The sequence below is a fragment of the uncultured Marinobacter sp. genome, assembly GCF_947488835.1.
GTDB lineage: Bacteria > Pseudomonadota > Gammaproteobacteria > Pseudomonadales > Oleiphilaceae > Marinobacter.
In genome coordinates this window covers 331,809-346,304 of record NZ_CANLBK010000002.1, presented here as the reverse complement: position 1 = coordinate 346,304, position 14,496 = coordinate 331,809, and the positions used below count along the sequence as shown (strand labels likewise).

Sequence of the window (14,496 nt, the reverse complement as noted above, 5' to 3'; positions counted from 1 at the left end):
TGACAGGTCATTCCCCAAGCTAGCGCTTCTTTGAGTTAATGCCAGCCATACCAATATAAAAACACCAAAAGAGGTACTTGCATGAACAACCACAGCACAACTGCCTCCAGCTCTCTGCCAGCGGGCATTGCCCGGGCACTGCGCAACACCATAGGCGATGCCTTCGCCCGCTCTGCGCGCACTCACAGCATGCGCACCGCCTTGGCATTCGACGACAGAACCTGGACCTATACCGACATTCACACAGCCTCAAACCGCTTGGCTCACCGCCTTATCGAGCTCGGGCTCACCAAAGGTGATCGTGTTGGTGCTTATGGCAAAAACTCCGACGCCTACCTGTTACTTTGGCTTGCCTGCACACAAGCCGGGCTGATTCATGTTCCTGTTAACTACGCGCTAATTGGCAAAGAGCTAACCTATGTAGTGAATCAATCTGGTTGCAAGGCCCTGTTTTTCGATACGGATCTGCAACCGCAGGTGGATGCAGTTAAAAGCACAGTCGAGGTTAGTGTTTACGGAACCCTTCACGGCGGGCAGAACGACACCGCCCCGGATGTCCTGGAGCTCGCACTTGCGGCTGGCGAAGACACTGCACCGGACGTTGAGATTTCAGATACAGACGTTGTGCAGATTCTTTATACCTCCGGAACAACCTCCGATCCCAAAGGCGCCATGCACACCCACCGCTCGCTGATGAGCCACTACAGCGCTTGCCAGTACCATCTGGATATTCGCGCCAGTGTCCGCTCTCTCGCGGCCTTGCCACTGTACCACTCTGCACAAATGCATGTGTTTTCCATGCCCATGCTGCTCAGTGGCGGTTACAGCCGGTTGATCAATACACCAACACCGGACGCCATTCTCGGGCTATTGGCCAGCGAACAACTCAATGCCTTTTTCGCGCCACCCACTGTTTGGATTGCATTGCTGCAGAACCCGCAGTTCAACCCGGAAAAACTCCAGCATATGGACAAGCTCTACTACGGCGCCTCCATCATGCCAGGCCAGGTCGTAAAGGAGCTGGGTGAAAAACTGCCGGGCGCAGGCCTCTACAACTGCTACGGCCAAAGTGAAATCGCACCTCTGGCAACGGTACTGCTACCTGAGGAACATGCGGAACGGCCTTCCTCTGCCGGCCGCCCTATGCAAACTGTGATGACCCGCATTGTGGACCCGGTAACCGGTAAAGATTGCCAGCCTGGAGAACAAGGCGAACTGGTGCACCAGTCACCTCAATTGATGGTCGGTTACTGGGCCAAACCCGAAGCAACCGAAGAAGCCTTCAAAGATGGCTGGTTCCATTCTGGCGACCTGGGTTACCAGGATGAAGAAGGCTATATCTACATCGTTGACCGCATTAAAGACGTGGTGAATACCGGCGGTGTTCTGGTTGCCAGCCGTGATGTGGAAGAAGCTCTCTATCAACATGAATCCGTTGCAGAAGTGGCTGTGATTGGCGTACCCGATGAAAAGTGGATAGAAGCCATCTGCGCGGTTGTAGTACTCAGAGACGGATACACCGAAGATTCAGACGCCTTGATGAGCCATGCCCGCGCCAAACTCGCCAGCTTCAAAGTGCCGAAACACATCCACTTTGTAGATCAGCTGCCGAAAAATACGGCGGGGAAACTGCTGAAGAGAAAGCTCAGAGAAGACCTCTCCTAAGACGTTACACGCTAGCTTGGCTCACTCCTTCTCTTCGGGGTGAGCCCAGTTTACTGACAGCCTTTGTGCTCGGCCTTAGCCGCCACCCTCCTCAACACCGCCAACCGCAAATCATTTGAGCGCCAGATTCCGCCGCCAAACCACTTTACGTTAACGTAAACTTCCTCTAATCTAGTTTAAAAGAGGATACCACCATGACCGAAAAGCAAACGTTCAGCATCAGCGAGCTTGCCAGCGAGTTCGATGTGACCACCCGCAGCATCCGGTTTTATGAAGACCAGGGCCTGCTGAAGCCTACACGGCGGGGGCAAACACGCATTTTCAGCACCACAGACAGAGTTCGCCTGAAGCTGATCCTCCGTGGCAAACGCATGGGCTTTTCACTTGCTGAAACCAAAGAAACATTCGACCTCTGGGATGAGACCCTCTCCGGTAACGAAAAGCAGCTCCTGAAAATGCTGTCAATACTGGACGAAAAACGAGCGCACATCGAACAGCAGAAAGCCGATATTGCTATGGCAGAACTGGAAATCAATACAAGAGAAGCCCACTGCAGGGAAGCTCTTGCAGAACTACAGAAAAAGAAGCAGCAACACGAATCTACAATCGAGCAACCTGGACACCCCGCCGAACAAAGCTGATATCAACCAACAGCTGGCGCAGTGCCCTGCACCCAAATTCGAATCGGACAGAACAAAAAGGCAAACACATGAAATCACAATACTCAGAACTCAACTTCGGCCTTGGTGAAACCCTCGACAGCCTGCGTGAACAAGTAAACCGCTTCGCCGCCGCCGAGATCGCGCCCCGCGCTGAAGAAATCGACCGCACCAACGAGTTCCCCATGGACCTCTGGAAAAAATTCGGCGACATGGGGTTGCTGGGTATTACCGTAGATGAAGCCTACGGCGGCTCCGACATGGGCTACCTCGCCCACGTGATCGCCATGGAAGAAATCAGCCGCGCCTCTGCATCCGTTGGCCTGTCTTACGGCGCCCACTCAAACCTATGCGTAAACCAAATACACAAAAACGGAACCGAAGAGCAAAAGCAGAAATACCTGCCCAAACTCGTCAGCGGCGACCATATCGGCGCCCTGGCCATGTCTGAGCCCAACGCAGGCTCCGACGTAATCTCCATGAAGCTGAGCGCCAAAGATGCCGGGGACCACTATGTGCTCAACGGCAACAAAATGTGGATCACCAACGGCCCAGACGCCAACGTTTACGTTATCTACGCCAAAACCGACCCGAAAGCCGGCTCCAAAGGCGTTACCGCCTTCATCGTAGAGCGCGACTACGAAGGCTTCAGCCGCCACCAGAAACTCGACAAACTCGGCATGCGCGGCTCCAACACCTGCGAACTGGTCTTCCAGGACTGCAAAGTGCCCAAAGAAAACGTACTCGGTGAAGTAGGCCGCGGCGCCCGCGTACTCATGAGCGGCCTCGACTACGAACGCCTCGTCCTCTCCGGCGGCCCGTTGGGCCTCATGCAAGCCGCCATGGACGTTGTGGTTCCCTACATCCGCGAACGCAAACAGTTCGAAAAAGCCATCGGCGAATTCCAACTGGTGCAGGGGAAAGTAGCCGATATGTACACCTGGATGAACACCGCCAAGTCCTATGTTTACATGGTGGCCATGTCAGCAGACCGAGGCGAAACCACCCGCAAAGACTCCGCCGGCGCGATTCTCTACTCCGCCGAAATGGCCACAAAACTGGCCTTGGATGCCATCCAGCTTCTCGGCGGTAACGGCTACATCAACGACTACCCCACAGGTCGATTGCTGCGGGATGCCAAGCTGTATGAAATCGGCGCAGGTACATCCGAAATCCGCCGTATGCTGATTGGGCGGGAACTGTTCCTGAACAACTAAGCTGTAGCTTCGATCCAGACACCCGCCAAAGCGAAATAGTTTTGGACGGCCAGCACCCAAGTTCGACGAGGGCCTGGCGGGGCGTCTTTCCGGGAATGTCTGTGGCCATGGACGGCCACAGTCAAGCGCACATGGGTAAGGCAAGCGTTTATGAAGCGGAGCTTCATGCGCAGCCGAACGACAGCAATCTGTGATTGCTGGCCGGACCCCGCAAGGGGTGCTCGTAGCGTTTCCCGGAAAGACGCCCCGCCAGGCCCGCCGCCCCGAAAATCGAGGCCAGGAAAAATGACGATACTGCAAAGCAAAATAAACCCCCGCTCTGAAGAGTTTCAGGCCAAACAGGCAGCCATGGCAGAAGCCGTTGCAGACCTGCAGGAAAAAGTCTCTACCATCCAGCAAGGCGGCGGCCCCTCCTACCAGGAACGCCACATCGCCCGCGGAAAACTACTCCCAAGAGACCGCATCAACCGCCTCCTGGACGACGGCTCGCCGTTTCTAGAAATCGGCCAATTCGCCGCCTACAACGTCTACGGTGAAGAAGTCCCCGCAGCCGGAGTAATCGCCGGCGTAGGCCGCGTCTCCGGCACCGAATGCATGATCATCGCCAACGATGCCACCGTAAAAGGCGGCAGCTACTACCCGCTCACGGTGAAAAAACACCTGCGCGCCCAGGAAATCGCCCTGGAAAACCGCCTGCCCTGCATCTACCTGGTAGACTCCGGCGGCGCCAACCTGCCGAGGCAAGATGAAGTCTTCCCCGACCGCGATCACTTCGGCCGCATCTTCTACAACCAGGCCCGCATGTCTGCCGACGACATCCCTCAGATTGCCGTCGTAATGGGCCTGTGCACCGCCGGTGGCGCCTACGTGCCCGCCATGGCCGATGAATCCATCATCGTGCGCAACCAGGGCACCATCTTCCTGGCCGGCCCACCCCTGGTAAAAGCTGCCACAGGTGAAGTCGTTACTGCAGAAGACCTCGGCGGTGCCGACGTACACTGCAAAACCTCCGGCGTGGCCGATCACTACGCCGAAAACGACGCCCACGCGCTGGAGATTGCTCGCCGCTGCGTCTCCAACCTCAACCGCAAAAAACCGGTTCCGGTAGAGATCCGCAAACCCAAAGCACCTCTGTACGATCCCAGCGAAATCTACGGCATCGTCGGCACCGACCTGCGTAAACCCTTCGACGTGCGCGATGTAATTGCCCGCACCGTAGACGGCTCCGAATTCGACGAATTCAAACGCTACTACGGCCAAACCCTGGTCACCGGCTTTGCCCACATACACGGCTACCCCGTAGGCATCATCGCCAACAACGGCATCTTGTTCAGTGAGTCCGCCCAAAAAGGCGCGCACTTCATTGAACTCTGCTGCCAACGCAACATCCCGCTGCTGTTCCTGCAGAACATTACCGGCTTTATGGTTGGCCAGAAGTACGAAGCCGAAGGCATCGCCAAGCACGGCGCCAAAATGGTCATGGCCGTGGCCTGCGCCAACGTACCCAAGATTACCGTACTGATCGGCGGTAGCTACGGCGCCGGCAACTACGGCATGTGTGGCCGCGCCTACAGCCCGGATTTCCTGTGGATGTGGCCAAACGCCCGCATCTCGGTAATGGGCGGCGAACAGGCCGCTGGCGTACTGGCTCAGGTTCGTCGTGATGGAATGGAACGAAAAGGCCAGGAATGGAGCGCCGAGGAAGAAGCTGCGTTCAAAAAGCCGATTACCGATACCTACGAAGAACAGGGCCACCCCTACTTCGCGAGCGCCCGATTGTGGGACGACGGCGTAATCGACCCGGCACAAACCCGGGAAGTGGTTGCCCTCAGCCTCTCTGCCACCCTCAACCGGCCGGCGAAGCCCACGCGCTTCGGCGTGTTCCGGATGTAATCGGGGAGACGACCATGACAAACACCAACGTTCAGAATGAACAGGAATCGGCCGTTCTACTCAATCGTCGCGCCCAGGGCGTGACGGAAGTCGTGCTGAATCGTCCCGACAAACGCAACGCCTTTGATGACGTGATCATCCAGCAACTGATCAGCGCATTCACAGAAGTGAATGCCGACGCCGAAACCAACGTGGTCATCCTGCGCTCAGAAGGTAAACACTTCTCCGCCGGAGCCGACCTCGGCTGGATGCGCCGCATGGCAGACAACAGCCAGCAAGAAAACCTCGACGACTCCCGCCAACTCGCGCGCCTGATGGACTGCCTCAATCATCTCAGCAAGCCCGTCATCGGCCTTGTTCAGGGTGCAGCCTACGGTGGCGCCGTCGGCCTTGCTGCCTGTTGCGACATTGTGATTGCTTCAGAAACATCCAGCTTTTGCCTGAGTGAGGTCAAGCTGGGCCTGATTCCCGCAGTGATTAGCCCTTATGTGGTGCGGGCTATTGGCGAACGACAGGCCCGCCGCTACTTCATTTCAGCGGAAGTGTTCAATGCCCGGGAGGCTGAGCAGTTCGGCCTTGTGCATATTGTCTGCGACGACATTGACGCCATGAACGCCCGTTGTGACGAGATGCTGAAGCAGCTTGCCCAGAATGGCCCGGAAGCTATGAACGCCGCAAAAGACCTTGTGTTTGCGGTCAGCCAAAAGCCCATCGATAACACTGTGATAGACGACACTGCGCACCGCATTGCTGATATTCGCGTAGGCGAAGAAGGTCAGGAAGGGCTAAGCGCCTTCCTAAATAAACGCCGCGCCAACTGGATTCCGGAGAGCAACTGATATGTTCAGCAAAATCCTTATTGCCAACCGGGGCGAAATCGCCTGCCGGATTATCCAGACCGCACACCGCATGGGTATCCGCTGCGTCGCTGTTTATTCCGATGCAGACGCCAACGCCCTCCACGTTTCCATGGCAGACGAAGCCTTCCACATTGGCCCGGCGCCAAGCTCAGAAAGCTATCTGCGTAGTGACAAAATCATTGAGATTGCCAAGCAGAGTGGCGCACAGGCTATCCACCCAGGCTACGGTTTTCTTTCCGAGAACACCGGATTTGCCGAAGCCTGTGAGGCCAACGGCATCGTATTCATCGGCCCACCGTCTTCAGCCATTGCAGCCATGGGCTCTAAATCCGCTGCCAAAGCCATCATGGAAAAAGCCGGCGTACCCTTGGTGCCTGGCTATCACGGCGACGACCAGAGTCCCGAAACCCTGCGTGTCGAGGCTGAAAAATGCGGCTTCCCGCTACTGCTGAAAGCCGTCGCCGGTGGCGGTGGTAAAGGCATGCGGGTAGTGGAGAACATCGGTGAGTTTGATGATGCTCTGGCCGCTGCCAAGCGCGAAGCAAAGAACGCCTTCGGCAACCCGGACATGCTAATAGAGCGCTATCTGACCCAGCCACGCCACGTTGAAATCCAGGTGTTCTGTGACCAAAGCGGCAACGGCGTGTATCTGGCCGAGCGCGACTGCTCGGTTCAGCGTCGTCACCAGAAAGTTCTGGAAGAAGCCCCGGCACCGGGCCTGAGCGAAGAAACCCGCAAAGCCATGGGCGATGCTGCTGTAAAAGCGGCCCAGGCGATCAACTACGTAGGCGCCGGCACCGTAGAGTTTCTCTACGATGTGGACGGTTCCTTCTTCTTCATGGAAATGAACACCCGCCTGCAGGTAGAGCACCCGGTGACCGAAATGGTGACCGGCCAGGACTTGGTGGAATGGCAGTTGAAAGTTGCTTGGCGTGAGCCCCTGCCGCTGGAACAGTCACAGGTGAAAACCCGTGGCCATGCCCTGGAAGCCCGCATTTATGCTGAAGACCCGGATCAGGATTTCCTGCCTGCCACCGGCAACCTGCGTTACCTGAGCACGCCTGACGAAAGCGCCCATGTGCGGGTCGATACCGGGGTGATCGAAGGTGATGAAATCAGCATTCATTACGACCCAATGATCGCCAAACTGATCGTGTGGGACGAAACCCGTGAGCAGGCCATCAACCGCATGGTTCAGGCTCTGGAGCATTATCGGATTGCCGGGGTGAAAACCAACATCCGCTTCCTGCACGCGCTGGCCGACTCACAACCCTTCCGGGAAGCCGACCTGACAACCGGCTTTATCGACAGCCACCGGGAATTGCTGTTCCCGAAATCGAAACTCGATACCCATAAAGCGCTGGTGCTGGCTGCTGGTTTTGTATTGGAAAAACGCAAATCCGTCGAGTCTGTGAGCACCGATCCCTGGTCGCCATTCGGTCGTCGCAACAGCTGGCGCCTGAACTCGGAATACGCCCAGCCCCTGCAGTTGCAGGTAGGCGACGAGATACACGAGCTGAAAATTCTGGAAAAGGATGATCGCTACCAAGTGTCCGTGGATGGCAGCGAATACAACCTCACCGCAAAGCTTGAAGACGACGCTCTTCAGGCGGTGGTCGATGGCCACAGGATCAGCATTCACGGCAACTTGCACAATGACCAGCTCGTGCTCTTCTACGAAGGTGACACCTTCCAGTGCATCCTCTACCAGGAAAACTACGCGTCAGAAGACATGGCTCCGGAGGGCGGCCTGACGGCACCCATGAACGGCGCAATTGTGGCGGTACAGGCCAAGGTGGGCGACACGGTTACAGCCGGCCAAACTCTGGTCATCATGGAAGCCATGAAGATGGAGCATGCCATCAAGGCTCCGGCAGACGGCGTGGTCAGCGAAATCTTCTTCGCCGAAGGTGAGCAGGTTTCAGAAGGCGCGGAGCTGATTGCTATTGAGATCAACGAGTCAGACAGTGAGGAGGCAGGCTAATGGCCTTTCCCATACAGGCGCGACTGGTTGAAATGAGTCCCCGGGACGGCCTGCAGAACGAGTCGGGCCCGGTGATCGCCACAGACATAAAAACCGGGCTGATCGAACGGCTTGCAGATTGCGGCCTCACCCACATCGAATCCGCCAGCTTTGTGTCACCAAAATGGGTGCCGCAAATGGGCGATGCCGCTGAAGTGATGGCGGGCATCAAGCGCAAAGCCGGCGTTCGTTACTCGGTGCTCACCCCAAACCTCAGAGGTTTTGAGAATGCTCTGGCGGCGGGCGTCGACGAAGTGGCGGTATTCGCTGCAGCCTCAGAATCCTTCAGCCAGAAGAACATTAACTGCTCTATTGCAGAAAGTCTGGAGCGCTTCCTGCCTGTGGTTGAAGCAGCTCAGAAGCACAAGATCCCGGTACGTGGTTATGTTTCTACAGTACTGGGATGCCCCTACGAGGGAGAAATTTCTCCAGAACAGGTAGCAAAGGTGGCCAAAGATCTGGCCGACATGGGCTGCTATGAAATCTCACTGGGCGACACCATTGGCGTTGGTACGCCACTGAAAGCCAAGCGCATGCTTGAGGCAGTCACCAAACACGTACCCGTGGAGCACGTGGCGGCTCACTTTCACGACACCTACGGACAGGCGTTGGCAAATCTCTATGCAGTACTGGAAGAAGGCGTCGCAGTTTTTGACGCCTCAGTGGCCGGCCTTGGCGGCTGCCCCTATGCCAAGGGCGCTTCCGGCAACGTCGCCACTGAAGACGTTCTCTATATGCTCAACGGCCTTGGCATCAGCACGGGCGTAGACCTGGACAGGCTTGTGGCCACTGGCCGATGGATCAGCAACGTGCTCAACCGACACAACGGCTCAAAAGTGGGCCAAGCTCTTCAACCTTAAGGATCTGGCATGGATAACAAAAAAGATTTGATCGCGTTGGATCTCGATATTCCCGACATGAAAGACCTGCCGGAGGATGTCAAAAGCTACTTCAATATCTGTATTGAGAAGCTGGGCATGGTTCCCAATGTGTTGACAGTTTTTACCCATAACCTGAAGCAGCTGGATGGTTTTTCGCGTCTCTACAACGAGTTGATGATGGGTGAGAGCGAACTCAGCAAGCTGGAGCGGGAAATGATCGCCGTAGTGGTCTCGTCAGAGAACAAATGCTTCTACTGCCTGGTCGCTCACGGTGCAGCCGTGCGGGTTATGAGCGGCGATCCCACGTTGGGAGAGCATTTGGTGATGAATTACCGCACAGCAAGGCTGGATAAGCGCCAGCGTGCCATGCTCGACTTTGCGTCGCTGCTTACCCGCACCCCGGCAACGGTTACCGAAGATGATGTACAAGCATTAAGAGACGCAGGTTTCAGCGATCGTGCCATCTGGGATCTGAGCCAGCTTGTGGGCTTTTACAACATGACCAACCGCGTCGCCATTGCCAGTGACATGCGCCCAAATCCCGAGTACCACAGCCAAAGCCGATAACCGGCTTGAACAATCCCGGACCTCGACCACAAAAACAACCGGAGGCGGCCCAATGAAACAGACTCTACCAAGCTACACCAGCGGTACCTCCAACACGCCGCTGCTGGGCATGACCATCGGCGAGATGCTTGACCGCACCGCCGCTAAATTCCCAAATACCGAAGCCCTGGTATGCCTGCACCAGGACATCCGCTGGACTTACAAGGAGTTCGTCGCACGGGTTAATGAAGCAGCATGTGCCTTTCTCGCCATCGGCGTAGAACGCGGTGACCGCGTAGGCATTTGGGCGCCCAACCGCTACGAGTGGACGGTGACCCAATTCGCCACCGCCAAGGTGGGCGCCATTCTGGTCAACATCAACCCTGCCTACGGCCTGCACGAACTGGAATACGCCATGAATCTGGCGAGCATCAGCGTATTGGTCACTGCAGATACCTTTAAAGCCTCAAATTACCGCCAAACACTTTATGAACTGGCACCGGAGTTGAAAGCGAGCACCCCTGGCAAAATCAAAGCCCAGCGAGTTTCTGATCTTCGTGCAGTGATCAATCTGGATACGGAAAAACACGCTGGCATGTGGAGCTGGGCGGAGTTTGTGAGCCTTGCCAGTGAAGTTAGTCAGGATGAAGTAGACAAGGTGCAAAGCCAGCTTCAGTTCGACGACCCCATCAATATCCAGTTCACCTCAGGCACCACCGGCAACCCCAAAGGCGCGACCCTCACCCACCACAACATCCTGAACAATGGGTTTTTTGTGGGTGAAAGCCAGCGCCTGACAGAGAAGGATCGACTGGTTATTCCAGTCCCCCTCTACCACTGCTTTGGCATGGTCATGGGCAACCTTGGCTGCATTACCCACGGCTCCACCATGATTTACCCGGGCGAAGGCTTTGACCCAAAAGCCGTGCTGCAAGCAGTGCATCAGGAGAAGGCCACAGCGCTCTACGGCGTACCCACCATGTTCATAGCAGAACTGGCCGAGCCGGAATTTGATTCCTACGATCTATCCACCCTGCGCACAGGCATCATGGCCGGCTCCATCTGCCCCGCGGAGGTGATGAAAAAGGTCAACACCAAGATGCACATGAAGGAGGTTCAGATTGCCTACGGCATGACCGAAACCAGCCCTGTGTCTACCCAGACCAGCTCTCTCGATCCCTTTGAGAAGCAGGTAACCACCGTTGGCCGTACCCAGCCCCATCTGGAAACCAAGATTGTCGACCCGGGAACCGGTAACGTCTTGCCCCGGGGCGAGATTGGGGAACTCTGCACTCGCGGCTACAGCGTGATGCTGAAGTACTGGAATAATGAAGAGAAGACCCGCGAAGCCATCGACGCCTCCGGCTGGATGCACACCGGTGATCTGGCCACCATGGACGAAGAAGGCTATGTACAAATCGTCGGCCGCATCAAGGATATGGTGATTCGTGGTGGTGAAAACATTTACCCGAAAGAGGTTGAGGAATTTCTGTACAGCCACCCATCCATTGAGGAAGTCCAGGTAACGGGTATTCCGCACGAAACCTATGGTGAAGATTTGATCGCCTGGGTAAAGCTGCGCCCTGAGGCAGACTCGGTGGATGCCGACGACCTGATGGCATTCTGCAAAGGCAAGATCGCCCACTTCAAGATCCCGCGAAACTACAAGTTCGTGGAAGAATTCCCAATGACGGTCACCGGTAAGATTCAGAAGTTCAAAATGCGCGAGATTTCCATTGAGGAACTAGGGCTGAAGTAAAAACCCCTGGCAATCGCAAGCCCCGGTTCTCCTTAGCTGAGCACCGGGGCTTTTTTTTGACACGCCAAAATCTGTTTGACAGCTGCTCAACTTCATGATGTTATCACCAGTAACATTGTTACCACCGATAACATCAGAGAACCTGAACACCTATGGCGAAACCTGCCTACCACCACGGCGACCTGCAGCCCCAGGCGCAGTCGCTGGCGTTGGACATACTCAGAAGCCAAGGGGATGCCGCCATCAGCTTGCGCGCCCTGGCTAAGCAACTCGGAGTCAGCGCACCCGCGCTATACCGCCACTTCTCAGACCGCGAAACGCTGCTGGCCGAACTTGCCATTGAAGGGTTCGAGGCCCTGCGCGATCGCCTGCGGGTTGTAGATCAGAAAATGCCGCGCAAGGCGTTGATTGAGATTGGGCTGGTATATGTCGCTTTCGCCCAGGAAGAGCCCAATCTGTATCGTCTTATGTTTGGCGGTCGCGTGCTGCCTTTAGGGGCTCACCCACGTTTGGATGCCGCTGGCAAAGGGGCTTTTCAGGTTCTTGAAAACACCGTTGCCCGTGCCCGAGAACTGGGTTACCTCAAACCTTCCCCCGTTTCACTAATGACAGCCGCCGCTTGGTCTCTGGTGCACGGGCTGTCGCAACTAACCATCGATGGTCATTTGCCCAGCGCAAAGACCGAACCCATGTTGACCGACGGCGTTCTCAGTTTACTGCTGGACGGCGCCCGGTCTGACCAACAACAATCACAACAGGATTAACTAAATGAGCAGCCCAAAACCCAGCACCCTCCGCGTTGGCAAACGTTATCGTGAAAAACGCCTGGACGGCCCCTACGATGCCATCATCATTGGCTCCGGCATCGGCGGCCTGACCGCAGCTGCTTGTATGAGCAAAATGGGCAAAAAAGTGCTCGTTCTTGAACAGCACTACACTGCCGGCGGATTCACCCACAGCTACGACCGTAACGGTTACGAATGGGATGTGGGCGTGCACTACATCGGTGACATGGGCGCAGACCATACTCTCGGTAAGCGGCTGTTCGACCACATCACTGACAGTCAGTTGAAATGGGCGCCAATGGACGCCAACTACGACCGAATCTACATGGGCGAAAAGTACGTGGACCTGGTAGCCGGCCCGGAAGAATTCCGTGCAGAACTGATTAAAGCCTTCCCGGAAGAAGAAAGGGCCATCGACACTTACCTGGATTATCTGCGCCAGGTATCCAAAGCCATGCCGGCCGTTGTTCTGAGTAAAGTGCTACCAAGCCTCGCGCTCGGTCCACTGAGCATGCTGGCAAGACGCAAGGCACCGGAGTTCCTGAACAAGCCCACCCGCGAAGTGCTTGAAGGCATTACCAGCAACCAGGAGCTGATTGCCGTGCTTACCGGCCAGTGGGGCGACAACGGCCTGCCACCAGCCCAATCCAGCTTCATTGTCCACTCACTGATCGCCCGCCATTACCTGCACGGCGGCTACTACCCAATTGGTGGCGCCTCTGAAATGGCCAAGACCATTATCCCGGTGGTTCAGCAAAGCGGCGGTGAAGTCTTTACCTACGCTGATGTGACTGAGATTCTCATCGAGAAAGGCAAAGCCGTGGGCGTTCGCATGGCCGACGGTGCAGAGATTCGCTCGCCACTGGTCATCAGCAACGCAGGCGTATTCAACACCTTCAACAAGCTGCTGCCAAAAGACGCGCCTGAATGGGATTACTATCAGGACAAACTGAAAACCGTTAAGCGCTCCATGGCCAGTAATTGCCTGTATATTGGCCTGGAAGATACTGCAGAGAACCTGGGCCTGCCGAAAACCAACTACTGGATTTACCCCGGCACAGACTACGAAAAGCATGTGAGGGAGTTCGAGGAAGATCCGGATAACAACGATATTTCGCTAACCTATATTTCGTTCCCCTCGGCGAAAGACCCCAGCTTTCTGGAGCGCTACCCTAACCGGGCCACCATTGAGATTGTGGCACCCGGTCCCTTCAAATGGTACGAAGAGTGGGCCGACAAGCCTTGGGGCAAGCGCGGTGAAGACTATGAAGCCAAGAAGGAAGAATTCGCCCAGCGCTTGCTCACCAAGCTGTATGAGAAATTTCCGCATCTGGAAGGCAAAGTGGATTACTACGAGCTGTCCACCTCCCTTTCTACGGATTACTTTTGCCGCTACAGCGAAGGGGAAATTTATGGCCTCGACCATACTCCCGACCGCTTCGAGCAGGACTGGCTAAAGCCCAAGACCCGCATACCCGGCCTGTACCTCACCGGCCAGGACATCATGACCGCCGGAGTAGTGGGCGCCATGCTAGGTGGTTTGCTGACAACCGTTGCCGTGAGCGGTTTGAAAGGCATCCCGCTTGCGAAGAAGATGTTTGTAGGCTAACAAAGAGCTTGCCTTGATATAGACGATGCGCAAAACCGCGTGTCGTCTGCTACTCTTTCGGCGAACCCAAATAAAAAGGTATTTAAAATGACTGATACTTGGCTAACCTCGTTGATTACCGATACTCCGCAGCAAGGCTATGAGCTTGCCATCACCCTGAGCCGTCGCGGCGTGAAATACACTCAGCCGGATATGGATACACTGAAAAAGCTACGGCCAGAATACGCGAACTCTGCCGACGGTTTGACTGCTGCCTCCCACGTTATCGCTGTAAACTTTCAGACGGTAGCGGCGGCCAACAACTATTGGCGGGGATAACAACTGCCACTCAAACACTCTTTCACGGTGCCCGAGAGCCGTAAACTCCCGCACCGTGGGAGTAGTTTCTGAAGCTGATAAGTCCTCATAGGTACAACCCTCCGCACACTCCAACAAGATAGTTGTAGCGCGCCACGCATTCTCGTGTTAAATATCGCGCGAATTCGGTCGGTTCCATAAGCTATAGCCCCACCGCCGTTTTCCAGGACAAGCCTCAAAGGAGTCGCACCCGCGGCCTTCCCTCAGCAGACCTGCACAACACCGCGTGCGTCCTGCACGTT

General features: G+C 55.9%; 12 protein-coding genes. All 12 read left to right on the top strand.

Translation table 11 applies throughout. The annotated features are described in order from the left end of the window. The first annotated feature begins 81 nt into the window (after positions 1 to 81). The 12 genes from Q0824_RS10585 (at position 82) to Q0824_RS10530 (ending at position 14,215) form a co-directional block, all read left to right on the top strand. Positions 82 to 1,665 carry a fatty acyl-CoA synthetase gene (locus Q0824_RS10585; RefSeq protein ID WP_298450150.1) on the top strand — a complete coding sequence of 528 codons (1,584 nt, stop codon included), beginning with the start codon at positions 82 to 84 and terminating at the stop codon, positions 1,663 to 1,665. 194 nt (positions 1,666 to 1,859) lie between these two features. Continuing rightward, positions 1,860 to 2,306 carry a MerR family DNA-binding transcriptional regulator gene (locus Q0824_RS10580; protein WP_298450148.1) on the top strand — a complete coding sequence of 149 codons (447 nt, stop codon included), beginning with the start codon at positions 1,860 to 1,862 and terminating at the stop codon, positions 2,304 to 2,306. 68 nt (positions 2,307 to 2,374) lie between these two features. Next, positions 2,375 to 3,541, top strand: a complete 1,167-nt coding sequence (locus Q0824_RS10575) for an isovaleryl-CoA dehydrogenase (RefSeq protein ID WP_298450146.1) — start codon at positions 2,375 to 2,377, stop codon at positions 3,539 to 3,541. Between the two features lie 285 nt (positions 3,542 to 3,826). Next, positions 3,827 to 5,434 (top strand): carboxyl transferase domain-containing protein, encoded by a 1,608-nt coding sequence (locus Q0824_RS10570; RefSeq protein ID WP_298450144.1) that lies wholly within the window; start codon positions 3,827 to 3,829, stop codon positions 5,432 to 5,434. A 14-nt stretch (positions 5,435 to 5,448) separates the two neighbouring features. Further along, complete coding sequence (locus Q0824_RS10565) at positions 5,449 to 6,273, top strand: enoyl-CoA hydratase/isomerase family protein (RefSeq protein WP_298450142.1); 825 nt, start codon at positions 5,449 to 5,451, stop codon at positions 6,271 to 6,273. A gap of 1 nt (position 6,274) precedes the next feature. Then, positions 6,275 to 8,278, top strand: coding sequence for an acetyl/propionyl/methylcrotonyl-CoA carboxylase subunit alpha (locus Q0824_RS10560; RefSeq protein WP_298450140.1), 2,004 nt, complete (start codon positions 6,275 to 6,277; stop codon positions 8,276 to 8,278). Continuing rightward, complete coding sequence (locus Q0824_RS10555; RefSeq protein ID WP_298450138.1) at positions 8,278 to 9,177, top strand: hydroxymethylglutaryl-CoA lyase; 900 nt, start codon at positions 8,278 to 8,280, stop codon at positions 9,175 to 9,177. Before Q0824_RS10560 ends, Q0824_RS10555 begins: the two co-directional genes overlap by 1 nt. 9 nt (positions 9,178 to 9,186) lie before the next feature. Further along, on the top strand, positions 9,187 to 9,765 hold the full coding sequence (locus Q0824_RS10550) for a peroxidase-related enzyme (RefSeq protein WP_298450137.1): 579 nt from the start codon (positions 9,187 to 9,189) through the stop codon (positions 9,763 to 9,765). A gap of 52 nt (positions 9,766 to 9,817) precedes the next feature. Further along, positions 9,818 to 11,503 carry an AMP-binding protein gene (locus Q0824_RS10545; protein ID WP_298450136.1) on the top strand — a complete coding sequence of 562 codons (1,686 nt, stop codon included), beginning with the start codon at positions 9,818 to 9,820 and terminating at the stop codon, positions 11,501 to 11,503. A 152-nt stretch (positions 11,504 to 11,655) separates the two neighbouring features. Beyond that, positions 11,656 to 12,267, top strand: coding sequence for a TetR/AcrR family transcriptional regulator (locus Q0824_RS10540; protein ID WP_298450134.1), 612 nt, complete (start codon positions 11,656 to 11,658; stop codon positions 12,265 to 12,267). A gap of 4 nt (positions 12,268 to 12,271) precedes the next feature. Beyond that, a complete protein-coding gene (locus tag Q0824_RS10535) occupies positions 12,272 to 13,897 on the top strand; it encodes an NAD(P)/FAD-dependent oxidoreductase (RefSeq protein ID WP_298450132.1) in 1,626 nt (541 codons plus the stop codon). 87 nt (positions 13,898 to 13,984) lie between these two features. Beyond that, positions 13,985 to 14,215: a hexameric tyrosine-coordinated heme protein gene (locus tag Q0824_RS10530; protein WP_200201790.1), complete on the top strand. Its 231-nt coding sequence runs from the start codon at positions 13,985 to 13,987 to the stop codon at positions 14,213 to 14,215. Positions 14,216 to 14,496 lie beyond the last annotated feature (281 nt).